The 22,029-nt window shown below is 70.7% G+C and carries 22 protein-coding genes, 1 tRNA gene and 2 pseudogenes; 15 read left to right on the top strand and 10 right to left on the bottom strand.

Annotation, left to right across the window (positions count from 1 at the left end; translation table 11 throughout):
• Positions 1-157, bottom strand: a 157-nt coding sequence (locus N790_RS16890) for a hypothetical protein (RefSeq protein ID WP_169742184.1), incomplete at its 3' end; no start/stop codon positions are given.
• Between the two features lie 17 nt (positions 158-174).
• On the bottom strand, positions 175-957 hold the full coding sequence (locus N790_RS11855) for an enoyl-CoA hydratase/isomerase family protein (RefSeq protein ID WP_043804424.1): 783 nt from the start codon (positions 955-957) through the stop codon (positions 175-177).
• A 153-nt stretch (positions 958-1,110) separates the two neighbouring features.
• Here N790_RS11855 and N790_RS11860 point away from each other — a divergent pair, with 153 nt between their 5' ends.
• The 3 genes and pseudogenes from N790_RS11860 (at position 1,111) to N790_RS11875 (ending at position 3,538) form a co-directional block, all read left to right on the top strand.
• Complete coding sequence (locus N790_RS11860; protein WP_043804425.1) at positions 1,111-1,830, top strand: FKBP-type peptidyl-prolyl cis-trans isomerase N-terminal domain-containing protein; 720 nt, start codon at positions 1,111-1,113, stop codon at positions 1,828-1,830.
• A gap of 51 nt (positions 1,831-1,881) precedes the next feature.
• Positions 1,882-2,690: pseudogene (locus N790_RS11870) on the top strand (NUDIX hydrolase).
• Positions 2,687-3,538, top strand: a complete 852-nt coding sequence (locus N790_RS11875) for a sulfurtransferase (RefSeq protein WP_043804428.1) — start codon at positions 2,687-2,689, stop codon at positions 3,536-3,538. The pseudogene N790_RS11870 and the gene N790_RS11875 overlap by 4 nt, the downstream one beginning before the upstream one ends.
• On the opposite strand, the gene N790_RS11880 is transcribed toward N790_RS11875, so the two are convergent.
• The 3 genes from N790_RS11880 to N790_RS11890 are packed head-to-tail and all read right to left on the bottom strand — an operon-like array spanning position 3,539 to position 6,146.
• Entirely contained in the window at positions 3,539-3,922 is a 384-nt protein-coding gene (locus tag N790_RS11880; protein WP_052385908.1) for a hypothetical protein, read from the bottom strand.
• Positions 3,919-4,668, bottom strand: coding sequence for an enoyl-CoA hydratase/isomerase family protein (locus N790_RS11885; RefSeq protein WP_043804430.1), 750 nt, complete (start codon positions 4,666-4,668; stop codon positions 3,919-3,921). The genes N790_RS11880 and N790_RS11885 overlap by 4 nt, the downstream gene beginning before the upstream one ends.
• 8 nt (positions 4,669-4,676) lie before the next feature.
• Entirely contained in the window at positions 4,677-6,146 is a 1,470-nt protein-coding gene (locus N790_RS11890; RefSeq protein ID WP_043804432.1) for a DUF4139 domain-containing protein, read from the bottom strand.
• 38 nt (positions 6,147-6,184) lie between these two features.
• Between N790_RS11890 and N790_RS11895 the strand changes: the two genes are divergently transcribed.
• The gene (locus N790_RS11895; RefSeq protein WP_043804436.1) at positions 6,185-6,625 is read left to right on the top strand and encodes a copper chaperone PCu(A)C; all 441 of its coding nucleotides are present in this window, start codon (positions 6,185-6,187) and stop codon (positions 6,623-6,625) included.
• Here N790_RS11895 and N790_RS11900 read toward each other — a convergent pair.
• Positions 6,622-7,017: an acyl-CoA thioesterase gene (locus N790_RS11900; protein WP_043804439.1), complete on the bottom strand. Its 396-nt coding sequence runs from the start codon at positions 7,015-7,017 to the stop codon at positions 6,622-6,624. The two genes, N790_RS11895 and N790_RS11900, sit on opposite strands and share 4 nt — an antisense overlap.
• Before the next feature lie 26 nt (positions 7,018-7,043).
• Positions 7,044-9,878, bottom strand: a pseudogene (gene uvrA / locus N790_RS11905) (excinuclease ABC subunit UvrA); the annotation flags it as partial.
• Between the two features lie 299 nt (positions 9,879-10,177).
• Here uvrA and rplU point away from each other — a divergent pair.
• The 3 genes from rplU (at position 10,178) to cgtA (ending at position 11,989) form a co-directional block, all read left to right on the top strand.
• Positions 10,178-10,489 (top strand): 50S ribosomal protein L21, encoded by a 312-nt coding sequence (gene rplU / locus N790_RS11910; protein WP_043804441.1) that lies wholly within the window; start codon positions 10,178-10,180, stop codon positions 10,487-10,489.
• A gap of 18 nt (positions 10,490-10,507) precedes the next feature.
• Positions 10,508-10,768, top strand: coding sequence for a 50S ribosomal protein L27 (gene rpmA / locus N790_RS11915; protein WP_043804443.1), 261 nt, complete (start codon positions 10,508-10,510; stop codon positions 10,766-10,768).
• Positions 10,769-10,915: 147 nt separating this feature from the next.
• Positions 10,916-11,989, top strand: a complete 1,074-nt coding sequence (gene cgtA, locus N790_RS11920) for an Obg family GTPase CgtA (RefSeq protein ID WP_043804446.1) — start codon at positions 10,916-10,918, stop codon at positions 11,987-11,989.
• Positions 11,990-12,107: 118 nt separating this feature from the next.
• Here cgtA and rpsT read toward each other — a convergent pair whose 3' ends face one another.
• Positions 12,108-12,377, bottom strand: coding sequence for a 30S ribosomal protein S20 (gene rpsT, locus N790_RS11925; protein WP_043804448.1), 270 nt, complete (start codon positions 12,375-12,377; stop codon positions 12,108-12,110).
• Between the two features lie 140 nt (positions 12,378-12,517).
• On the opposite strand from rpsT, the gene murJ reads away from it, so the two are divergent.
• The 6 genes from murJ (at position 12,518) to N790_RS11955 (ending at position 19,500) form a co-directional block, all read left to right on the top strand.
• Entirely contained in the window at positions 12,518-14,098 is a 1,581-nt protein-coding gene (gene murJ, locus N790_RS11930) for a murein biosynthesis integral membrane protein MurJ (RefSeq protein WP_043804451.1), read from the top strand.
• A 23-nt stretch (positions 14,099-14,121) separates the two neighbouring features.
• Positions 14,122-15,078 carry a bifunctional riboflavin kinase/FAD synthetase gene (locus N790_RS11935; protein WP_043804453.1) on the top strand — a complete coding sequence of 319 codons (957 nt, stop codon included), beginning with the start codon at positions 14,122-14,124 and terminating at the stop codon, positions 15,076-15,078.
• Positions 15,079-15,137: 59 nt separating this feature from the next.
• Complete coding sequence (ileS, locus tag N790_RS11940) at positions 15,138-17,930, top strand: isoleucine--tRNA ligase (RefSeq protein WP_052385910.1); 2,793 nt, start codon at positions 15,138-15,140, stop codon at positions 17,928-17,930.
• Positions 17,930-18,430: a signal peptidase II gene (gene lspA / locus N790_RS11945; RefSeq protein ID WP_052385909.1), complete on the top strand. Its 501-nt coding sequence runs from the start codon at positions 17,930-17,932 to the stop codon at positions 18,428-18,430. The genes ileS and lspA overlap by 1 nt, the downstream gene beginning before the upstream one ends.
• 7 nt (positions 18,431-18,437) lie before the next feature.
• Positions 18,438-19,388, top strand: a complete 951-nt coding sequence (gene ispH / locus N790_RS11950) for a 4-hydroxy-3-methylbut-2-enyl diphosphate reductase (RefSeq protein ID WP_043804458.1) — start codon at positions 18,438-18,440, stop codon at positions 19,386-19,388.
• Positions 19,389-19,424: 36 nt separating this feature from the next.
• Positions 19,425-19,500: transfer RNA gene (locus tag N790_RS11955), tRNA-Thr, on the top strand.
• A gap of 56 nt (positions 19,501-19,556) precedes the next feature.
• Here N790_RS11955 and N790_RS11960 read toward each other — a convergent pair.
• Positions 19,557-19,928 (bottom strand): hypothetical protein, encoded by a 372-nt coding sequence (locus N790_RS11960; RefSeq protein ID WP_043804460.1) that lies wholly within the window; start codon positions 19,926-19,928, stop codon positions 19,557-19,559.
• A gap of 243 nt (positions 19,929-20,171) precedes the next feature.
• Between N790_RS11960 and N790_RS11965 the strand changes: the two genes are divergently transcribed.
• Together N790_RS11965 and N790_RS11970 are read left to right on the top strand one after the other, a co-directional pair.
• Positions 20,172-20,726: a hypothetical protein gene (locus N790_RS11965; RefSeq protein ID WP_043804463.1), complete on the top strand. Its 555-nt coding sequence runs from the start codon at positions 20,172-20,174 to the stop codon at positions 20,724-20,726.
• 72 nt (positions 20,727-20,798) lie between these two features.
• Entirely contained in the window at positions 20,799-21,485 is a 687-nt protein-coding gene (locus N790_RS11970) for an SOS response-associated peptidase (RefSeq protein ID WP_043804465.1), read from the top strand.
• Here the strand turns inward: N790_RS11970 and N790_RS11975 are convergent.
• On the bottom strand, positions 21,482-22,029 hold a 548-nt coding region (locus N790_RS11975; protein ID WP_043804467.1), incomplete at its 5' end, for an OB-fold nucleic acid binding domain-containing protein. The two genes, N790_RS11970 and N790_RS11975, sit on opposite strands and share 4 nt — an antisense overlap.

Genomic DNA, 22,029 nt, shown 5'->3' on the forward strand with positions numbered 1-22,029 from the left:
CGCCGGCCGCCACGCAGGGCTCGGCGGCTTCGCCGGCGTGCTGGAGCATCGGCACGCGCAGCAGCGCCGGCGCCGGGCAGGCGCGCAGGCCGCCGGCGGTGGATTCGGCCTTGTGGCCCGGCAGGGCCAGGCCGCCGTGGAAACGATGCAGGCGCACGGCCGGCGCGGGCGCGCTCAGCGGCCAGAGAACTGCGGCTTGCGGCGGGCCAGGAAGGCGCTGGTGCCTTCCTTCATGTCCTCGGTCGAGAACGTGACCGCGAACACCTGGGTCTCGTAGTCCAGGCCGCTGTCGAGCGGGGCCTCGCCGCCGAGCAGGATGGCGTCGAGGATGCCGCGCAGGGCCAGCGGCGCGGCGGCGGCCAGCTGGTTGGCGACGGCCTCCACTTCGGCCTCGAGCGAATCGGCCGGCACCACGCGGCTCAGGATGCCGAGCTGGGCCGCGCGGGCGGCGTCGATGGGCGCGCCCATCAGGCACAGTTCCAGCGCCGCCGGGCGGCCCGCCAGGCGCAGCAGCCGCTGGGTGCCGCCGAAACCCGGCACCAGGCCCAGGTTGATCTCGGGCTGGCCGACCTTGGCGGTGTCGGCCGCGATGCGCAGGTGGCAGGCCATGGCCAGTTCCAGGCCACCGCCCAGCGCGAACCCGTTCACCATGGCGATGACCGGCTTGCCCAGGCGCTCGATGCGGGTCATCAGTGCCTGGCCGTGGGCCGAGAAGTCGCGGGCCTGGGCCGGGCTCAGCCCGTTCATCTCGGCGATGTCGGCGCCGGCCACGAAGGCCTTGGGGCCGGCGCCGGTCAGCACCACCACGCGCACGCCCGGGTCGCGCCCGGCGGCCTCGAAGGCGGCATGCAGCTCGGTCAGCGTGGCGTGGTTGAGCGCGTTTAGCTTGTCCGGCCGGTTCAGCGTGATGCGACGGACGGCGCCGCGGTCTTCGACCAGCAAGTTGGCGAAAGTCATGGGAAAACTCCGGGGAAGGGGGAACTTGTGGCCGCGCCCGCGGTCATCGGTTTCGAGCCGTCCGATGTCAGTGGCGGTTCAGGCCTGCGGGGGCTATCCTAACGCGGCGTCTGGGGGCCCACAGCGTCCCCGTCCACAACTGGAGATTTCCTGATGAAGTTGCGTCTGTTGGCTGCCTGCCTGGCGGCCTTTGGTCTGAGCGCCGGCGTTGCCCTGGCCCAGTCCGCCCCGCCTGCCAACCAGCCTGCGCCGCCCCCGGCCAACAAGCCGGTGCTGAGTTATGCCATCGGCTACGACCTCGGCAAGGACCTCGCCGACCAGAAGGTCGACGTCGACATCAATGCCGTGATCAAGGCCCTGCAGGACGGTTACGCCAAGCGCGCCCCGGCCCATTCGCAGGACCAGATGGACGGCCAGCTGGCCGGCCTGCAGCAGCGCATGGTCGCCCAGGCCCGCGCCGAGTTCGAGCGCGTGGCCAACGAGAACAAGGCCAAGTCCGACGCCTTCCTGGCCGCCAACCGCAGCAAGCCGGGCATCACCACCCTGCCCAGCGGCATCCAGTACCGCGTGATCGAGACCGGCACCGGCGCCAAGCCGACCGCCGCCAGCACGGTGCAGATGCACTACCGCGGCTCGGTCTCCACCGGCCAAGAGTTCGCCAACACCTACGCCCAGCAGAACCCCACCCCGGCCAGCTTCAAGGTCGGCGAGTTCCCGATCCGCGGCGTGCAGGAAGTGCTTGCCCTGATGCCGGCCGGTTCGCGCTGGGAAGTGTTCCTGCCGTCCGACAAGGCTTTCGGCAACGACCCGCGTTCGCCGGTCGGCCCGGGCCAGGCGCTGGTGTTCGACATCAAGCTCGTCGCGGTCCAGTAAGACTCCACGAGGCCGCGCCGGCACCGGCGCGGCCTCGTCGTTTCCGACGTCATGTCCGTCTCCTCCAGCTTCCGCGCCGTGCTCAGCCCCTGCATCGGCGTCTGTTCGCTCGACCCGTCCGGTTTTTGCGAAGGCTGCCATCGCAGCGTCGCCGAAATCGCCCGCTGGTCGCAGATGAACGACGACGAGCGCCTGCACGTGATGGAAGTGGAGCTGCCGCGCCGCGAGGCGCTCCGCGTGTGAGCCCCGCGTTCGACCCGTTCGAACGGCTCCCCCGCGCACTGCACCCGCTGGCCCGCCCCCCTGAGGGGCCTGGCTGGAACCATGCCGAACTGCACGACCTGTTGCCCCCCGGGCAGCCGTTGCGCCCCGCCGCCGTGCTGGTGGCGCTGGTGGAGCGCGCGGGTGGCCCCCAGGTGCTGCTGACCCGACGCACCGAAGCGCTGCGCCACCATGCCGGCCAGATCGCCTTCCCCGGCGGCCGCATCGAAGCCGACGACGCCGACCCGGTCGCCGCCGCGCTGCGCGAGGCGCAGGAGGAAGTGGGCCTGGCCGCCGCGCTGTCGTCGCCGCTGGGATACCTCGATCCCTTCGTCACCATCACCGGTTTCCACGTGTTCCCCGTGGTGGCCTCGGTGGCCGGTGGTTTCGTGCCCGTGCCCGACCCGGGCGAAGTGGCCGAGGCCTTCGAGGTGCCGCTGGGTTTCCTGCTCGATCCCGGCAACGTGCACTCGCTGGAAGTGGACTTCCAGGGCCGCCGCCGGCACGTGCTGGAATTCCGCTACGGCGGCCACCGCATCTGGGGCGCCACCGCCGCGATGCTGGTCAACTTCCGCCACCGCCTGGAGCAGGTGCCATGAACTGGACGACCCTGGTTTCGCCGGAAGCCCTGGCCTCGGCGCTGGGCCAGCCCGGCCTGGTGCTCGTGGACTGCCGCCACGTGCTGGCCGACCCCGCCGCCGGCGAACGCGCCCATGCCGCCGCGCACCTGCCGGGGGCCGGTTTCGCCCATCTCGACCGCGACCTGTCCGACCTCGCCGGACCCGCCTCGCTGGGCCGGCATCCGTTGCCGGACCCGGCGGCGTTCCAGGCGCTGCTGGGCCGCCTGGGCATCACCCCGGAGGTGCAGGTGGTGGCCTACGACGCCGCCGATGGTGCACTCGCGGCGGCGCGCCTGTGGTGGCTGCTCAAGCTCTGCGGCCACGAGCGCGTGGCGGTGCTCGACGGTGGCGTGGCGGCCTGGCAGGCGCTGGGCTTGCCGCTGGATGCCTCGCCGGCGCCCGCCGCCGTGGCGCCTTACCCGCGCCGCTTCGACGCGGCGCAGGTCGTGGGCACCGACGAGGTGCTGGCGCGGCTGGACGAACCGTCGGGCTGGCTGCTCGATGCGCGTGCGCCGGAACGCTTCCGTGGCGAAGTCGAGCCGCTCGATCCGGTCGCCGGCCACATCCCCGGTGCGCTCAATCGCCCTTATTCCGGCAACCTCGCGCAGGGGCGGATGCTGCCGCCCGCCGTGCTGAAGGGCCAGTTCGAAACCCTGTTGCGCGGCCGCCGCCCACAGGACGTGGTGCTGAGCTGCGGCTCGGGCGTGACGGCCTGCCACAACCTGCTGGCCATGGCCCACGCCGGGCTGCCGGGGGCGCGCATCTACGCGCCCTCGTGGAGTGGATGGGTCAGCGACCGGTCGCGCCCGGTCGCCACCGGCGCCTGATCACAGCCGCAGCGTTTCGCGTTCGGCTTCGACCGGCAGGATCTCGACGCGCGTCAATTCGACGCCGTCCACGGTCATGCGCCAGCGGCCACCGGCGAGATGCGGCGGCACCTGCACCTCGAAGCTGGCGCTCAGCGGCCCGAGGCCGATCTTGAAGCCCTCGGCGCTGAACCCGTGCACGGGGCCTTCGATCGAAGTGCGCCTGCCTTCGCGCACGCGCTCGTAGTCGGCGTGGCCGTTGGGCGCGATCACCAGCAGCACGCCTTCGCCGCGCCAGTGGCCGGCGTAGTCGGCGTAGGCCGCGGGCAGCGGCCGGGTGCAGGCCACGAGCAGGAGGAAGGCCAGCGCCAGCAGGGCCGGCGCGGGCGAAGCGCGCAGGCTCATTTCCCGAGCCGGGCGACCAGGGCCTTCAGGGCCGCCTGCGTGCCGGGGGAATTCCATTCGCCCAGGAAAGCGTCGAGGTCGTCGTCGCGGAAGGATTCGAGCGCGGCGACGAGGTCGGCGCGGGCGATGCGGCGGGTGGCCAGCATCGAGGCCGAGGGCAGTTTGAGGAGCTCCTCGAGCCATACGGTGGCGCGCTTGACCACGTGCTCGCCGTCGGTGAGTTCGTCCACCAGGCCGATCGCGTGCGCCTGCTCGGCTTCCACCAGCGCGCCTTCGACCAGCAGGCGCTCGGCGCGGTAGGGGCCGACGACGCGGCGCATCAGGTGCTGGATGGCGTCGGGCGCGACCAGGCCGACCTGCACCTCGTTCAGGCCGATGCGGAAGGGGCCGCGCGCCATGATGCGGTAGTCGCAGCACAGCGCCAGCACGCAGCCGCCCGCCGGGCTGTGCCCGCCGATGGCGGCCACCACCGGCACCGGCGAGGACGCGATGGCGCGCCCCGCCGCGAACAGCGAGGCCCAGCCGGCCTTGAGGCCCGCCGGGTCCAGGCCCATCAGGTGCGGCACGTCCATGCCGGCCGAAAACACCTTGGCTCCACCCGACAGCACGATCGCGCGTGCGCCCGCGGCGGGCGCTTCCTGCACCGCGGTGCGCAGCGCCGACAGCAGTTCGGGCGTGAGCGCGTTGACCGGCGGCCGGGCCAGCCGGATCTCGTGGATGTCGCCGTGGCGGTGGAATTCAAGCATGGCGGGCCTCAATCGATCCGGACGTCGGGGGCCCAACGATAGCGCACCGTGTAGCGCACGTCCGCTTCACCGCCCGCGGGCACGGGCAGGTCGAAGGCCACCGACTGCGCATCGAGCTTGCGCGCCGGTACGCTGCTGGCGGTGATTTCCCAATCGGTCCAGCGCGGCAGCACTTCCTGCACGCGCACCGTGGCGGCGCCGGCCTTGGCGTTGCGCACGGTGATGACCACGGTTTCGGTCATCTGGCGGCCGGCGCGGTCGAGCTGGAAGTCCTCGTGCCTGCGCTCGGCCGAGAGGTCGAACACGGTGCCGGTCTCGAGCGCCACCTCGGTGTCGGCGGCGGTGTGGCCCAGCGCCGCCTCGCCCAGGAAATCGGCGCCGTCGAACAGGCGCATGCGCCCGGCCGGCAGCGGGATGCCCAGGCCGCTGGCCTTGCGGTTGGCGAAGCGCAGGCTGGCCACCACCGGCTGCTGGCCGGCCTGGGTGTTGAAGTTGGCGTCGATGATCGGCTGCGGGGGCTGCCAGCTGCCCATCGGCGAGCGCGTTTCATAGCGGCGCTCGCAGGCGATGCCCTTGGCGGTGTCCACCAGCGGCAGCCGCTGCACGCTGCCCTGCGGCAGGTCGCCGGTGCCGGGCAGGCGGTAGGCGTGGTATTCGCCCGAGGCCTGCGGCGCCGGGGCGGCGTCGGCCACCATCATCACGGCGCGCTCCGACTTCGCGGCCATGGGAACGCCGTAACCGCCGCCCGACACGCGGTTGGGTTCACCCGCGACCAGCGTGAGCGCGACGCCGTCGAAGTCGGTGCCCGAGCGGTTGGCCACCATCGCGGCGCCGTCGAGCGTCATGCGGCAGGCCTGGCCCTGGCCCGACAGCGTGGCCTGGTATTCGGCGCGCCAGGCCAGGCCGGCGGTGGCGAAGGACAAGTCGAAGGCCTGCTTGCCGGCGCGCGGCGCGGCCAGGGTCCAGGACAGGGTCGGTTCGCTGGCCACGCCCTCGGGCAGGCGCGGCAGTTCGAAGCTGGCGTAGTTCGAAAGCACCTTCACCCGGCCGTCGGCGAGCTTCAGCGTGAGTCCGTTGCCGGCCGAAAGCAGGGTGCCGGTGTAGGTTTCGCGGCCCGGGCCGAGCGCCTGTTCCACGCTGACCTGCTGGCCGATCGCGCGGCGCAGCAGTTCGTCCTGGTCGGCCAGGGCGAAATCGAAGCGCTGGCCGCGCACGGTGGCGTCGCCGGCCGGCTGCAGGCGGACCGAGCTGGCGTCCAGCGCCGCCGGCAGGCCGCCGCGCTGCACGCGGTTGTCGCCCGGCTGCAGGTCGAATTCGATGCGGGTGTCGTACAGCGCGAAACCCGGGCCGCCGGGCTGGCCGGCGCCGCGGGAGACGGCGTCGAAATCGCCGCTGTAGACGGTGAGCTTCGGCGCGGCGGCGAGGGCGGGGGAGGCGACGGCGCCGGCGATGGCCAGGGCAAGCAGGGAACGGTTCATTCATGGCTCCTGTACGGTCGTGGGACTACTATAGGCCCATGAACGCATCGCGCCTTTTGCTGGGGTCTTTCCTGTTCGCGCTGGCTTCAGCCGCGTCCGCGGCGACGGCCTGCGCGCCCACCATCGACAAGCCCTGGGTGCGCTCGGCGCCGCCCGGCGCGAAGTCGCTGGCCGGTTACCTGGTGCTGCGCAATGGCTGCGATGCGCCGGTCACCGTGGTGGACGTCGAGAGCCTGGATTTCGGCATGCCGATGATCCACCGCACGGTGGAAGAGGGCGGCGTGAGCCGCATGCGCCCCGCGGGCAAGCTGGAGGTTCCGCCGGGCGGCGAACTGCGTTTCGAGCCGGGCGGCCTGCACCTGATGCTGATGCGCCCGCTGCGGCCGCTGGCCGACGGCGACGTGGCGCGCGTGCGGCTGGTGCTGGCCGACGGCCGCCGCGTGTTCGCCGAATTCCCGGTGCGCCGCGCCGCGCCCTAGGCGCAGGCGGCCCGCACGTTTTCCGGCAGCGGCACCGACTGGCCGCCGCGGTCCACCCACACCAGCACGGTGTGGCCGTCGCAATAGAGCGTGGCCTCGTCGCCGGCCGCCAGGATGCGGTGGCCCAGCGTCAGGCTCTTGCCGCCGATGCGCTCGGCGAACAGTTCCACCCGCACGGTTTCCGGCCAGTTGATGGGCCGGCGGTAGTTCACCGCCACCGCCGCCATGATCGGCGCCGCGGTTTCGCCGGCCCAGTCGTGGCTGAGCGACTTGAACCAGCGCACGCGCGCCTCCTCGATGTAGCCGAGGTAGCTGGCGTTGTTGACGTGGTTGAAGGCGTCGAGGTCGCGCCAGCGAACTTCGAGCACGGTTTCGAAGACGACGCGGGTCATGCGCTCTTCTTCCTGTTGGCGGCCTTGCGCGGCGCCGCGCCTTCCAGCAGCTTGGCGAGGAAACGGCCGGTGTGCGAACCCGGCGTCGCCGCCAATTCCTCGGGCGTGCCCTGGGCGATGATCATGCCGCCGCGGTGGCCGCCCTCGGGGCCGAGGTCGATGACCCAGTCGGCGGTCTTGATCACGTCCAGGTTGTGCTCGATCACCACGATGGTGTTGCCATCGTCACGCAGCTTGTGCAGCACGGCCAGCAGGTGCTCGATGTCGTGGAAGTGCAGGCCGGTGGTGGGCTCGTCGAGGATGTAGAGCGTGCGGCCGGTGTCGCGGCGGCTGAGCTCCTTCGACAGCTTCACGCGCTGGGCCTCGCCGCCCGATAGCGTGGTGGCCGACTGGCCGAGCTTGATGTAGCTCAGGCCCACGTCCATCAGGGTCTCGAGCTTGCGCGCCAGGGTGGGCACCGGCTCGAACAGGCGCAGCGCGTCCTCGACCGTCATTTCCAGCACGTCGTGGATGGAGTAGCCCTTGTAGAGGATCTCCAGCGTCTCGCGGTTGTAGCGCTTGCCGTGGCAGACGTCGCAGGGCACGTACACGTCGGGCAGGAAGTGCATCTCGACCTTGATCAGGCCGTCGCCCTGGCAGGCCTCGCAGCGGCCGCCACGCACGTTGAAACTGAAGCGGCCCGGCGAATAACCGCGGGCGCGCGCCTCGGGCACCTGCGCGAACAATTCGCGCAGCGGCGTGAACAGGCCGGTGTAGGTGGCCGGGTTCGAGCGCGGCGTGCGGCCGATCGGGCTCTGGTCGATGTCCACGACCTTGTCGAACAGTTCCATGCCCTGCACCTCGCGGTGCGGCGCCGGGGTGTGCGAGGCGCCATTGAGCTCGTTCGCGGCCAGATGGTAGAGCGTGTCGTTGATTAGCGTGGACTTGCCCGAGCCGGAAACGCCGGTGATGCAGGTGAACAGCCCGGCCGGGATCGACAGGTCCACGTCCTTGAGGTTGTTGCCGCTGGCGCCGCGCAGCTCCAGCATCATCTTCGGGTTGGGCTTGTGGCGCTGCTTGGGGATTTCGATACGGCGCTTGCCCGACAGGTAGGCGCCGGTGAGCGAACGCGGCGCCTTCAGGATGTCGGCGTAGCTGCCCTGGGCGATCACCTCGCCGCCGTGCACGCCGGCGCCGGGGCCGATGTCGACGATGTGGTCGGCCAGGCGGATGGCGTCCTCGTCGTGCTCGACCACGATCACGGTGTTGCCCAGGTCGCGCAGGCGGGTGAGGGTGCCGAGCAGGCGCTCGTTGTCCCGCTGGTGCAGGCCGATGGAGGGTTCGTCGAGCACGTACATCACGCCCACCAGGCCGGCGCCGATCTGGCTGGCCAGGCGGATGCGCTGGGCTTCGCCACCGGACAAGCTGTCGGCCTTGCGCTCGAGCGTGAGGTAGTCGAGGCCCACGTCCACCAGGAAACGCAGGCGGTCGTGGATTTCCTTGACGATCTTGGCGGCGATTTCGCCGCGCCAGCCGGCCAGGCTCAGGTGCGAGAAGAACTCCAGCGACTCGTCCACCGGCAGCTTGGTCAGCTGCGACAGGTTGCGGTCGGCCACGAACACGTTGCGGGCCGAGCGGTTCAGGCGCGCGCCGCCGCAGTCGGGGCAGGGGCGGTCGGAGATGAACTTGGCCAGCTCCTCCTTCACCACCTGCGACTCGGTTTCCCGGTAGCGGCGTTCGAGGTTGGGCACGATGCCCTCGAACTTGTGCTTGCGCTGGGTGCGGCCGCCGGATTCGGTGAGGTAGGTGAAGGTGATCACCTCCTCGCCGCTGCCGTAGAGCACGGCTTGCCGCACTGGCTCGGAAAGCTCCTCCCAGGCCGTGTCGGGGTCGAAGCCGTAGTGCTTGGCCAGCGAGGCGATCAGCTGGAAGTAGTAGGCGTTGCGGCGGTCCCAGCCGCGCACCGCGCCCGCCGCGAGGCTGAGCTCGGGGTGCACGACCACGCGCGAGGGGTCGAAGAACTGGGTGATGCCCAGGCCGTCGCAGGACGGGCAGGCGCCCACCGGCGAGTTGAACGAGAACAGGCGCGGCTCGAGCTCGGGCAGGGCGTAGTCGCAGACCGGGCAGCTGAACTTCGAGGAGAACAGCAGCGGCGGCGCGGCCGGGTCGTCGAGGTCCTGCACCTGGGCCAGGCCGTCGCCGAGCTTGAGCGCGGTCTCGAAGCTTTCGGCCAGGCGCTGCTTGAGGTCGGCGCGGGGCTTGAAGCGGTCGATCACCGCCTCGATCGTGTGCTTCTGGCGCAGGGCCAGGGCCGGCACCGCGTCGAGCTCGTGCAGCACGCCGTTCACCCGCACGCGCACGAAGCCCTGGGCGCGCAGCTGGTCGAACACCTGGGCGTGTTCCCCCTTGCGCTCGCGCACCACCGGGGCCAGCAGCATGTAGCGGCGGTCTTCGGGCAGGGCCAACACCTGGTCCACCATCTGGCCGACGGTCTGGGCCTCGAGCGGGTAGTGGTGGTCGGGGCAGCGCGGGGTGCCGACGCGGGCGAACAACAGGCGCAGGTAGTCGTAGATCTCGGTGATCGTGCCGACCGTGGAGCGCGGGTTGTGCGAGGTGGACTTCTGCTCGATCGAGATGGCCGGCGACAGGCCCTCGATGTGGTCCACGTCCGGCTTTTCCATCACGCTCAGGAACTGCCGGGCGTAGGCCGACAAGGACTCGACGTAGCGGCGCTGGCCCTCGGCGTAGATGGTGTCGAAGGCCAGCGAGGACTTGCCGGAGCCCGACAGGCCGGTGATGACGATCAGCCGGTCCCGGGGCAGGTCCAGGTCGATGTTCTTCAGGTTGTGGGTGCGGGCACCGCGGATGCGGATCGTATCCATGCGCCGGAAGCGGGTCCTTGTGGGGCAGTCGGGAACGGGAACCGGGCAGTCTAGCAGGGCGCGCGGGCGCGGCCGTGACCTCCGGGTGGAGGAGCCAAAACCCCTGCCTGATCAGGGGGTTGGCGAACGGGCCAGGCTCATTTCCCGGCGCTGGCTCCCCAGGGGGCGGGGAGGGGTGGCCGGGAAATGAACCGGGTTCGAAGGGTTTGACGCAAAAGGGGTTTTTGACCTAGAATTCCGCTTCTGTCCCGTTGACCGCGGGCAGGTTTGTCCAAAATAACTACAGAGGAATCCCGGTCATGTATGCAGTCATTGTCACCGGCGGTAAGCAGTACCGCGTGATGCAGGGCGAGACCCTGAAGGTCGAGAAGATCGACCTCGAGGAAGGCAAGAGCTTCGAGATCGACAAGGTCCTGATGCTCGGCGACGGCGACAAGGTCAAGGTCGGCGCGCCGACCGTGGACGGCGCCAAGGTCACCGCGACCGTCAAGTCGCACGGCCGCCTCGACAAGGTCCGCATCGTCAAGTTCCGTCGCCGCAAGCACCATCGCAAGCAGATGGGCCACCGGCAGTACTTCACCGAAATCGAAATCACCGGCATCGCCGGCTAAGCCAGAGGAGACAACGTCATGGCACAGAAAAAAGGCGTAGGCTCGTCCCGCAACGGCCGCGACTCGAACCCGAAGTACCTGGGCGTCAAGATGTACGGCGGCCAGGCCATCGAGGCCGGCAACATCATCGTGCGCCAGCGCGGCACCGAGTTCCATCCGGGCGCCGGCGTCGGCCTCGGCCGTGACCACACCCTGTTCGCCCTCGTGGACGGCGTGGTGGATTTCTCGGTCAAGGGTCCGAAGAAGCGTCGCACCGTGAGCGTGGTCCCGGCGGCCTGATCCCCGCCTGGTTCCGCCTGAAGGGCCCCGCTTCGGCGGGGCTTTTCGTTTCTGACACCGGCCCTGCGCGGCCCGCCCTTCACGGCGCGGCGCGGACGGCCCACAATCGTGGCGGATGGCCGAAGCGCCCCGCCTGGGAAGTGCCCTGTGAAATTCGTTGATGAAGCCCAGATCCTGGTCAGTGCCGGCAGCGGCGGCAACGGCTGCATCAGCTTCCGGCGCGAGAAGTTCATCCCGCTCGGCGGGCCGGACGGCGGCGACGGCGGCAACGGCGGCAGCGTCTGGCTGCAGGCCGACGAAAACCTCAACACGCTCATCGACTTCCGCCACCAGCGCCAGTACCGCGCCCAGCGCGGCCAGAACGGCATGGGCCGGCAGATGTTCGGCAAGGCCGGCGAGGACGTGGTGATCCGCGTGCCGGTCGGCACCGAGGTCATCAACGTCGAGACCGACGAGATCATCGGCGACCTGACCCGCCACGGCGAGCGCCTGCTGGTGGCCCAGGGCGGCGTCGGCGGCAAGGGCAACGTGCACTTCAAGAGCTCGGTGAACCGCGCGCCGCGCAAGGCCGGGCAGGGCACGCCCGGCGAGGAGCGCGAGATCCGCCTCGAGCTGAAGCTCCTGGCCGACGTCGGCCTGCTCGGCTTCCCGAACGCCGGCAAGTCCACCTTCATCCGCGCCGTTTCGGCGGCCACGCCGAAGGTGGCCGATTACCCGTTCACCACCCTGTACCCGAACCTGGGCGTGGTCAGCGTCGAAACCGACCGCAGCTTCGTGATCGCCGACATCCCGGGCCTGATCGAGGGTGCCGCCGACGGCGCCGGCCTGGGCGCGCAGTTCCTGCGCCACGTGCAGCGCACCCGCCTGCTGCTGCACCTGGTGGACCTGGCCCCGTTCGACGAGCAGGTGGACCCGGTGCAGCAGGTGCGCGCCATCGAGGCCGAGCTGCGCAAGCACGACCCGGCCATGCTGGAGAAGCCCCGCTGGCTGGTGATGAACAAGGCCGACCTGCTGCCCGAGGACGAACGCCAGGCGCGCGCCCGCGCCGTGGTGGAGGCGCTGGACTGGAAGGAGCCCTGGTTCCTGGTGTCGGCCATCGGCCGCGAGGGCACCTGGCCGGTGGTCCTGAAGGTGCAGCAGTTCTTCGACGACCAGAAGGCCGCGGCCCTGGAGGCGGCGCAGGACGCCGCCGCGCGCGCGGAGATGAGCCGCAATGCCTGAGCCGGTCGTCGCGTTCGCGCGCCTGCCGGCCGCCGTCGGCAAATCCCGGGCAGCAAAAAGGCCGGCTTGCGCCGGCCTTCTTTCGCCGATCGGCGGGGCGCCCGGGGGCGCCGCCGGATCAGGCCTGCTTCAGGGCCTTGATGTGGGCCGTGATGCGGCTCTTGTGGCGGGCAGCCTTGTTCTTGTGGATCAGGCCGCGGGCCGAGTAGCGGTCCAGGATCGGCTGGGCGGTCGCGAAGGCGGCCTCGGCGCCGGCGGCGTCCTTGGCTTCCAGGGCCTTGAGGACCTTCTTCACGGCGGTGCGCAGCATGGAACGCTGGCTGGCATTGCGGGCGTTGCGGACGACGGTCTGCTTGGCGCGCTTCTTGGCGGACTTGATGTTGGCCACGGAGGGCTCCTGAAATCGTTGGACGAGGGCCGGGGTGCGAATTCCCGGCCGGGATTCGGGGGTGGTGCTGGAAAGACCCGAAATTATGGGGGATTCAGTGGCTTGAGTCAAATCCCCCTTGCCACCCCGGGGGTGGGGGCATGAGCGGGGCCGGCCAGGGCAAGGCGCGGGGCGGCCTGCTGCGGTCCACGGCGGTGTTCAGCGCCATGACCCTGCTCTCCCGCATCGCCGGCTTCGTGCGCGACGTGGTGCAGGCCAGCTTCTTCGGCGCCGGCGGCATCGTCGACGCCTTCGCGGTGGCCTACCGCATCCCGAACTACCTGCGCCGCATCTTCGCCGAGGGCTCGTTCGCCTCGGCCTTCGTGCCGGTGCTGTCGGAACTGCGCCAGAAAGGCGACGAGAAGGCGCTCAAGGACTTCCTCGACCACGTGGCCGGCGCCCTGTGCGCCACCGTGCTGGTGGTCAGCGGCCTGGGCATGCTGGCGGCGCCGCTGGTGGTGGCCCTGATCGCCCCAGGCAGCCTGGACGACCCGGAGAAGTTCGGCCTCACCGCCGACATGCTGCGCATCGTCTTCCCCTACCTGGCCCTGGTGTCGATGACGGCGCTGTCGGGCGCGGTGCTCAACAGCTTCCAGCGCTTCGCCCTGCCGGCCGTGACGCCGGTGCTGCACAACCTGGCCGTCATCGCCGCCATGTACGGCCTGGCGCCTTTCCTGGAAGTGCCGGTGAAGGCCCTGGCCTGGGGCGTGCTGGCCGCCGGCGCCCTGCAGCTGGTGCTGCTGTGGCCGGCGATGGGCCGCCTGGGCCTGCGCCCGCGCCTGCGGCTCAACCTGCGGCATGAGGGCGTGCGCCGGGTAGGCCGGATGATGCTCCCGACGCTGTTTTCGTCCTCGGTGGCGCAGCTCAACCTGATCGTGGGCACCATGTTCGCCTCGCTGCTGGTGGATGGCAGCCAGAGCTGGCTGTACTACTCAGACCGCCTGGTCGAGTTCCCGCTGGGCATGTTCGGCGTGGCGCTGGGCACGGTGATCCTGCCGCACCTGGCGCGCCGCCACGCCGACGCCGACACCACGGGCTACGCCGCCGCGCTCGACTGGGGCCTGCGCACGGTGCTGCTGCTGGCGGTGCCGGCCGCGCTGGGCCTGGCGCTGCTGGCCGAGCCGCTGGCGGTGGTCATCTTCGAGCGCGGTGAGTTCGTCGCCGCCGACAGCCGCATGACCTCGCTCAGCCTGATGGCCATGAGCCTGGGCATCCCCGGCTTCATGGCCAGCAAGGTGCTGCTTTCGGCTTTCTACGCCCGCCAGGACACGAAGACCCCGATGCGCGCCGCGGTGGCCACGGTCTTCATCAACGTGGGCCTGACGGCCGCCATCACCACGCCGCTGTGGCTGGGCGCCGTGCCCGGGGCCCATGCCGGCATCGCGCTGGCCACGGGCCTGGCGGGCCTGGCCAATGCCGGGCTGCTGTGGCGCTACCTGCGCCGGGACGCCGGCTTCACGCTTTCCCCGGGCTGGGGACGGCACCTGATGAGGATCGGGCTGGCCAGCGTGGCGCTGGCGGCCGCGGTGCTGCTGGCGGCCGGCGCCGTGGGTGACTGGCGCGCCTGGGGCGGCGTGGCCCGCTGGCTGCTGTTGCTGGGCGTGGTGGCCGCGGGTGCCGGCGCCTACGGCCTGGTGCTGCTGGCCACCGGCTGGCGCCCGCGCGACCTGCGCGGCGGGTGAGCGCTGCCGGCTATAATTTCGGCATGAGCAAGCTGTTCCGGGACGTGGCGGGCAACCAGGATTGCCCGCAGGGCAGCGTGGTTTGCATCGGTGCCTTCGACGGCCTCCACCGGGGGCACCAGGCCCTGGTCGGCCACGTGCGGGCGCGTGCGCGCGCCCGGGGCCTGGCTGCCGTGGCGCTGAGCTTCGAGCCGCTGCCGCGCGAATTCTTCGCCCCGGCCGATCCGCCGGCGCGCCTGCTGTTGCCGCGCGCCAAGTTCGAAGGCCTGCGCGCCCTGGGCATGGACCTGGTGGGCCTGCTGCGCTTCAACGCCGCCATGACCGCGATGAGCGCGGAAGCGTTCGTCGAGCGCGTGCTCGTGCAGCGGCTGTCGGCGCGCGAAGTCTGGGTGGGCCCGGGTTTCCGCTTCGGCCATGGCCGCAAGGGCGACCTGGCGCTGCTGCAGGCGCTGGGCGAGGGTCATGGCTTCCAGGCCGGCGAAATCGAGCCGGTGGTCGACGCCGACGGCCGCGTGTCCGCCAGCGCGGTGCGCGCGCACCTGGCCGCCGGCAACCTGGACGCCGCGGCCCTGGCGCTGGGCCGTCGCTATGCCATTGGCGGAAAGGTCGTGCGCGGCAAGCAGCTCGGCCGCCAGCTCGGCTACCCTACGGCGAACCTGCGGCTGGCCGGCAAGCGCGCCGCGTTGGGTGGCATTTTCGCCATCTGGGTGCATGGCATCGGCCCGCAGCCGCGCGCCGGCGTGGCCAGCCTGGGCACGCGGCCGACGGTGCAGGGCGTCGAGCCCTTGCTCGAGGCGCATGTGTTTGATTTCGACGGCGACCTGTATGGCCGCCGCATCGAAGTGGAGTTCGTCGCCAAGCTGCGCGACGAGGAGAAGTTCGACGACCTGCCCGCCCTGGTCCGACAGATGGACCGGGACGCCGAGCAGGCCCGGCGCGCCTTGCGCCAAGACAAGGAAGAACGCGGAGTGACGGCGTGAGCGAGAACGGCGGCAAGGATTACAAGCACACCATCAGCCTGCCGGAGACGGCGTTCCCGATGCGCGGCGACCTGCCCAAGCGCGAGCCGGGCATGCTGGCCGGCTGGCAGCAGCGCGGGCTGTACGCGCAGGTGCGCGAGAAGGCCAAGGGCCGTCCGCGCTTCGTGCTGCACGACGGCCCGCCGTACGCGAACGGTTCGATCCACATCGGCCACGCCGTGAACAAGGTGCTCAAGGACCTGGTGGTGAAGTCGAAGCTGCTGTCGGGCTTCGACGCGCCCTACGTGCCGGGCTGGGACTGCCACGGCCTGCCGATCGAGCTGGTGGTGGAGAAGAAGTTCGGCAAGGTCGGCGACAAGCTCGACGCCGCCGCCTTCCGCGCCAAGTGCCGCGAATACGCCGCCGAGCAGATCGCCGGCCAGTCCAAGGATTTCCAGCGCCTGGGCGTGCTGGGCGACTGGGAGCATCCCTACCGCACCATGGACTTCGCCTTCGAGGCGGACATGCTGCGCGCGCTCGCCCGCATCATCGAGAACGGGCACCTGAGCCGCGGCGTGAAGCCGGTGCACTGGTGCTTCGACTGCGGTTCGGCGCTGGCCGAGGCCGAGATCGAATACGCCGACAAGGTCTCGCCGCAGATCGACGTGGCCTACGACGCGTTCGAACCCGCCGCGCTGGCGGCGAAGTTCGGCGTGCAGGCGGGCGACGCCATCGTGGCGGTGCCGATCTGGACCACCACGCCGTGGACGCTTCCGGCCTCGCTGGCCGTCACGCTGGGCCCGGAAGTGGACTACGTGCTGGTCGAAGGCCCGGCGCGCGAGGGCAAGCGCGTGCTGCTGGTGCTGGCCGAGGCGCTTCACGAGACTGCGCTCAAGCGTTATGGCATCGAAACGCCGGTGGTGCTGGGCCGCGCCGCCGGCGCCACGCTCGAGGGCTTCGAACTGCGTCATCCGTTCTACGAGCGCCGCATCCCGGTCATCCTGGGCGAGCACGTCACCACCGACGCCGGCACCGGCGCGGTGCACACGGCGCCCGGCCACGGCCAGGAGGACTACCAGGTCGGCGTGAAGTACGGCCTGCTCGAGAAGTACAAGACGCCCGAACTCAACCCGGTCGGCGGCAACGGCGTGTACCTGCCGGGCACGCCGCTGGTCGAGGGCCAGTTCATCTGGAAGGCGAACGATTCGATCGTCGAGCTGCTGCGCGCGCGCGGGGTGCTGCTGGCGGCCGGCAAGCTCGAGCACAGCTACCCGCACTGCTGGCGCCACAAGTCGCCGGTCGCGTTCCGCGCCACGCCGCAGTGGTTCATCTCGATGGAACAGAAGGGCCTGCGCAGCGACGCGCTGGCCGCGATCAGGCAAGTGCAGTTCGTGCCCGACTGGGGCCAGGCGTGCATCGCCGGCATGGTCGAGGGCCGCCCGGACTGGTGCATCAGCCGCCAGCGCACCTGGGGCGTGCCGATCGCGCTGTTCATCCACAAGGTCAGCGGCGAGCCGCACCCGCGTTCGGTGGAACTGATGCGCGCCGTGGCCGAGCGCGTGGCGCAGCAGGGCGCCGACGCCTGGTACGCACTCGACGCCGCCGAACTGCTGGGCGCCGAGGCGGCCGACTACGACAAGGTCACCGACATCCTCGACGTCTGGTTCGATTCCGGCGTCACCCACGAGGCGGTGCTGGCGGCGCGCGCGGCCGAAGGCCTGGGCAAGCCGGCCGACCTCTACCTCGAAGGTTCCGACCAGCACCGCGGCTGGTTCCAGAGCTCGCTGCTCACCGGCGTGGCCATGGACCGCGCGGCGCCCTACAAGGCGGTGCTCACCCACGGCTTCACCGTGGACGCCCAGGGCCGCAAGATGTCCAAGTCCATCGGCAACGTGGTGGACCCGCAGAAGGTGAACGACGCGCTGGGCGCCGACGTGCTTCGCTTGTGGGTGGCGTCCACCGACTACCGCAACGAGATGTCGGTGTCCGACGACATCCTCAAGCGCACCGCCGATGGCTACCGCCGCATCCGCAACACCGCGCGCTTCCTGCTGGGCAACCTGCACGGTTTCGACCCGGCCACGCACCTGCTGCCCAACGACCGGCTGCTGCTGCTCGACCAGTGGGCCGTGCACCGCGCCCACGAACTGCAGGGCCGCATCCAGGCCGCCTACGCCGCCTACGACTTCGCCGCCGTGGTGGCCGCGGTGCAGAATTTCTGCACCAACGACCTGGGCGCGGTGTACCTGGACGTCACCAAGGACCGCCTGTACACCATGCCGGTGGACAGCCACGGCCGGCGTTCGGCGCAGAGCGCCATGTTCCGCATCGCCGAGGCCTTCGTGCGCTGGGTGGCGCCGGTGCTGAGCTTCACCGCCGATGAAATCTGGCAGCACCTGCCCGGCCAGCGCGAAGGCCACGTGCTGTTCACCACCTGGTACGACGGCCTGGCGCCGATGCCGGCCGGCGCGGCGCTGTCGGCGGCCGATTTCGACCGCCTGCTCGAGCTGCGCGAGGCGGTGAGCAAGGTGCTCGAGCCGATGCGCGCCAACGGCGCCATCGGCGCGTCGCTCGAGGCCGAGGTGGACGTGTATGCCGACGAAGCCACCCTGGCGCGTTTCGCCCCGGTAGCCGACGAGCTGCGCTTCTTCTTCATTACCTCGCGCTTCGACCTCAAGCCGGTCGCCGGCCGCCCCGCTGCGGAAGGCGAGGGCGCCGGCCCGTGGGTGCATGCCGTGTCCACCGGCCACGGCAAGTGCGTGCGCTGCTGGCACTACCGCGCCGACGTCGGCAGCCATGCCGGCGACCCGGAGCTGTGTGGCCGCTGCGTCGAGAACGTCAACGGCGCGGGCGAAACCCGCCGGTGGTTCTGATGGCCGGCCCGCGCCCGAACGCGCTGGCCTGGCTGGGCCTGTCGGCCCTGCTGGTCGCCATCGACCAGTGGACCAAGGCGGTCGCCCTGGCCTCGCTGGAGTACCTCAAGCCGGTGCCCTTCATCGACGGATTCTGGAACTGGACGCTGGTGCACAACTACGGCGCCGCCTTCAGCTTCCTGTCCGATGCGGGCGGCTGGCAGCGCTGGTTCTTCACCGGCCTGGCCATCTTGATCAGCCTGGGGTTGAGCGTCTGGCTCGCGCGCACGCCGCGCGGCGACTGGCGCACCGCGCTGCCGTTCGCCCTGGTGGTGGCCGGCGCGGTGGGCAACGTGATCGACCGCATCCGTTTCGGCTACGTGGTGGATTTCGTCGACTGGTACGTGGGCCGGCACCACTGGCCGGCCTTCAACGTGGCCGATTCGGCCATCGTGGTGGGCGCGGTGCTGCTCGTGCTGTTCAGCTTCAAGGCGCCGCCGGCGCCCGGAAAGGGCGGATAATCGCGCCATGGACGTCCTGCTCGCCAATCCCCGCGGTTTCTGCGCCGGCGTCGACCGCGCCATCGAAATCGTCAAGCGCGCCATCGAATCGCTGGGCGCGCCCATCTACGTGCGCCACGAGGTGGTGCACAACCGCTTCGTCGTTGACGACCTGCGCCAGCGCGGCGCGGTGTTCGTCGAGGAACTCGACGAGGTGCCGGCCGGCGCCACGGTCATCTTCAGCGCCCACGGCGTGTCGCAGGCCGTTCGCGCCGAAGCCGAGCGCCGCGGCCTGAAGGTGTTCGACGCCACCTGCCCGCTGGTGACCAAGGTGCACATCGAGGTGGCGCGCCACTGCCGCGCCGGCCGCGACGTGGTGCTGATCGGCCACGCCGGCCACCCGGAAGTGGAGGGCACCATGGGCCAGTGGCGCCGCGAGCACGGCGACAACCGCATTCACCTCGTCGAGGACGTCGCAGGCGTTGCCACGCTGCAGCCCACCCAGCCCGACAACCTGGCCTACACCACCCAGACCACGCTGTCGGTGGACGACACCCGCGAGATCATCGCCGCCCTGCAGGCGCGCTTCCCCGCCATCCAGGGCCCGAAGCACGACGACATCTGCTACGCCACCCAGAACCGCCAGGACGCCGTGCGCATCCTGGCCGGCAAGTGCGAGGTGGTGCTGGTGGTGGGCTCGGTGAACAGCTCCAACTCCAACCGCCTGCGCGAACTGGCCGAAAAGCAGGGCGCCCGCGCCTTCCTGATCGACGGCGCCGAGTGCATCGACCCGGCCTGGGTGGCCGGCGCGGCCCGGGTGGGCGTGACCGCGGGCGCCTCGGCCCCGGAAGTGCTGGTGCAGGGCGTGGTGGAGCGCCTGCGCGAGCTGGGCGCCACCGGGGTGGACCACCTGGAGGGCGAGCCGGAAAACGTGGTGTTCGCCCTGCCCAGGGAACTGCGCATCAGCCTCGTAAATTGACCCGGGCGGCCCCGCCGCCTAGAATTCCCGCCTTCCGCCGGAATAGCTCAGTTGGTAGAGCGGCGCATTCGTAATGCGTAGGTCGCAGGTTCGACTCCTGTTTCCGGCACCAGAATGGAAGAACCCGCCTCGCGGCGGGTTTTTCTTTTTCTGGCGTTGGTCCCGGCCTCAGCCTTGCTGGACGTCGATGGAGCACTGCTTCTGGCTGGCCGCGGTCTGCATGGCCTCGAACTCACCCTTCAGGCGCGCGTATTCGGCCGCCTCCGGGGTGTCGCCGTCGATGAAGAACAGCGCCGGCCAGAACAGAACCAGGCCCACGCCCGTCGCCACCTTGTCCTGCTTGGCGTTCTTGTCGATGGACGCCTGCAGCTCGCCGACACGGCGCGAGACGCGCGACATTTCCATCGCCAGGCTGTCGCACTCGTAGTCCTTGTACTGCAGCGGGCTGACGTACTGGGTCGAGATGTCCTTGGAATTGCTGGCGCAGCCCGAGGCGACCACCGCGGCGAGCGCCGCGGCGAAGAGGTGTTTGGTGTTCATTGTTTCCCCTGTTTTGTTGGTCGTTGGCCCGGGCCATCCCCATGAAGGCAACCGGTCCACTGCGGAGTGATTCCGCTGTCCGAGTATTGCGGCGCGGGTTGCCTCCGGGCAGCGGGAATTTTTCTCTTCGGCGACGTGGCTCACGCAATCGGGTGACGGCAGGAGTGGTTCTTTTCCTACGGCGCGGTCGATCGCAGCTGGCGATCCTTGGTTCGTCCGATTCCGGACCAAGGAGGAAGAACGATGGACAAGCGGCAATGTGTGGTCGCCGGCGTGTTGCTGGCGCTGATGGCGGGGCTTTCGGTGCCGGCGGATGCACGGGAACCGGTGCGCGCCACGCCCCTCGAGCGGTGCACTTCGGAAACCAGCCACAAGCTCTATACCCGGGCCGATGCCGATTTCGATGCCGTGTTGGCCCGGCTTGACGTCGAGCTTGGGGGCAGCCCCCGCCATGCCAGGGGAATCGAGCCCAAGCGGCTTCCGGCGCGGCCAACCAGCTTCTCGGTGACGCTTGAAACGCGGCAGTGCCAGTCGATTCCGGCCGGACCGGGCGCATGGGCGCCCGTGCTGCCGCCGCCGTCGACCAAGGACTGCGTCGTCGTAGGCTGCGGCGATCCTGCGCCGGGCCTCGATGCACCCGAAGGTTCGCTGATGGTGATCGACAGTTGCGAACTGGGAACCCACACCACGACGGTTTACCAGCGCATCGAAGGCCGCTGGGTGCTGGTGAGCTACGTCCAGGAGGCAAGCATGGCCTGTGGCCTGAAACCTGACTACCCCGATCCCGAGCGGGGCTGAAATCGGGTTGCCATGCCATGCCACCCGGCCGCCGCCACCGGCGGCCGGGTGGGCGGGGCTAGACTGGGGGCCATGTGCGCGCGCTACGCCCTGTTCGGCCCCTTCAATGCCGGCAACCTCGTGCCCGGGTTCGTGGACCACGTGGTCAACCCGCTGGCGGGTTTCGCGCACTACAACATCGCGCCCAGCCTGGTGAACCCGGTGGTGGTGGCCGGTGCCGGCGGGCCGGGGCTGGAGTCGATGCGCTGGGGGCTGCTGCCGCACTGGGCGCGCGACCCGAAGATCGCCTATTCCACCATCAACGCCCGCGCCGAGACGCTGGCGGAAAAGCCGGCCTTCCGCGACGCCTGGCGCCACGGCCAGCGCTGCCTGGTGCCGGTGACCGGCTGGTACGAATGGGTGGATGAAGGTGGCCCGCGCAAGCAGCCGTACTTCCTGCGCTCGAAGGCCGGCGACAATCCGATGATGTTCGCCGGGCTGTGGTCGCGCTGGACCGACGCCGACGGCCGCACGGTCGCCACCTATACCGTGGTGACCACCGAGGCCCGGGGCGAAGTGCGCCGCGTGCACGACCGCCAGCCGCAGGTGCTGCCCGAGGAAGGCTGGCTGCCCTGGCTGCAGGGCCCGGCACACGCCGCGCAGGCCTGGCTGCAGCCGTCGGAAGTGCCGCTGACCGTGTACCCGGTGTCGGCGGCGGTGGGCAACCCGCGGCACCAGGGCGCTTCGCTGGTGGAGCCGATGGCGCGCGGCGGCGGTTAGCGGAAGTCGCGCGAGGCCGTGTGCAGGCTGGCCACCAGCGGGCTTTCGTCGTGCAGGCGGTTGGCGATGAGGTGGTACACGCCGTCCACGGTTTCCCAGCGGCCTTCCACGCCCAGCAGCCGCGATTCGAGCAGCACGCGCCGCTGGCGTTCGCCCAGGTCGCGCCAGACCACCACGTTCACCATGCCGTCCTCGTCCTCGAGCGTGACGAAGGTGGTGCCGCTGGCGGTTTCGGGGCGCTGGCGCATGGTCACCAGGCCGGCGGCGCGCACGCGGCTGCCGTGCGGCAGTTCGCGCAGTTCGCGCGAGCGGCGGTAACGGCGCGCGGCCAGCTGCCTGCGCAGCAGGGCCAGCGGGTGCGGCCCCAGGCTCAGGCCCAGGCGGGCGTAGTCGGCCAGCAGGTCTTCGCCGGCGGTGGGCACGGGCAGGGTGACGGCGTCCTCGCGGGGCGAAGCGTCGAACAGCGGCAGCTGCGCCTCGACGCCGCCCACGGCCCAGCGCGCCCGGTGCCGGTGCCCCGCCAGGCCCTTGAGCGCGCCGGCCT

The organism is Arenimonas malthae CC-JY-1 (genome assembly GCF_000747075.1).
Taxonomy (GTDB): domain Bacteria; phylum Pseudomonadota; class Gammaproteobacteria; order Xanthomonadales; family Xanthomonadaceae; genus Arenimonas; species Arenimonas malthae.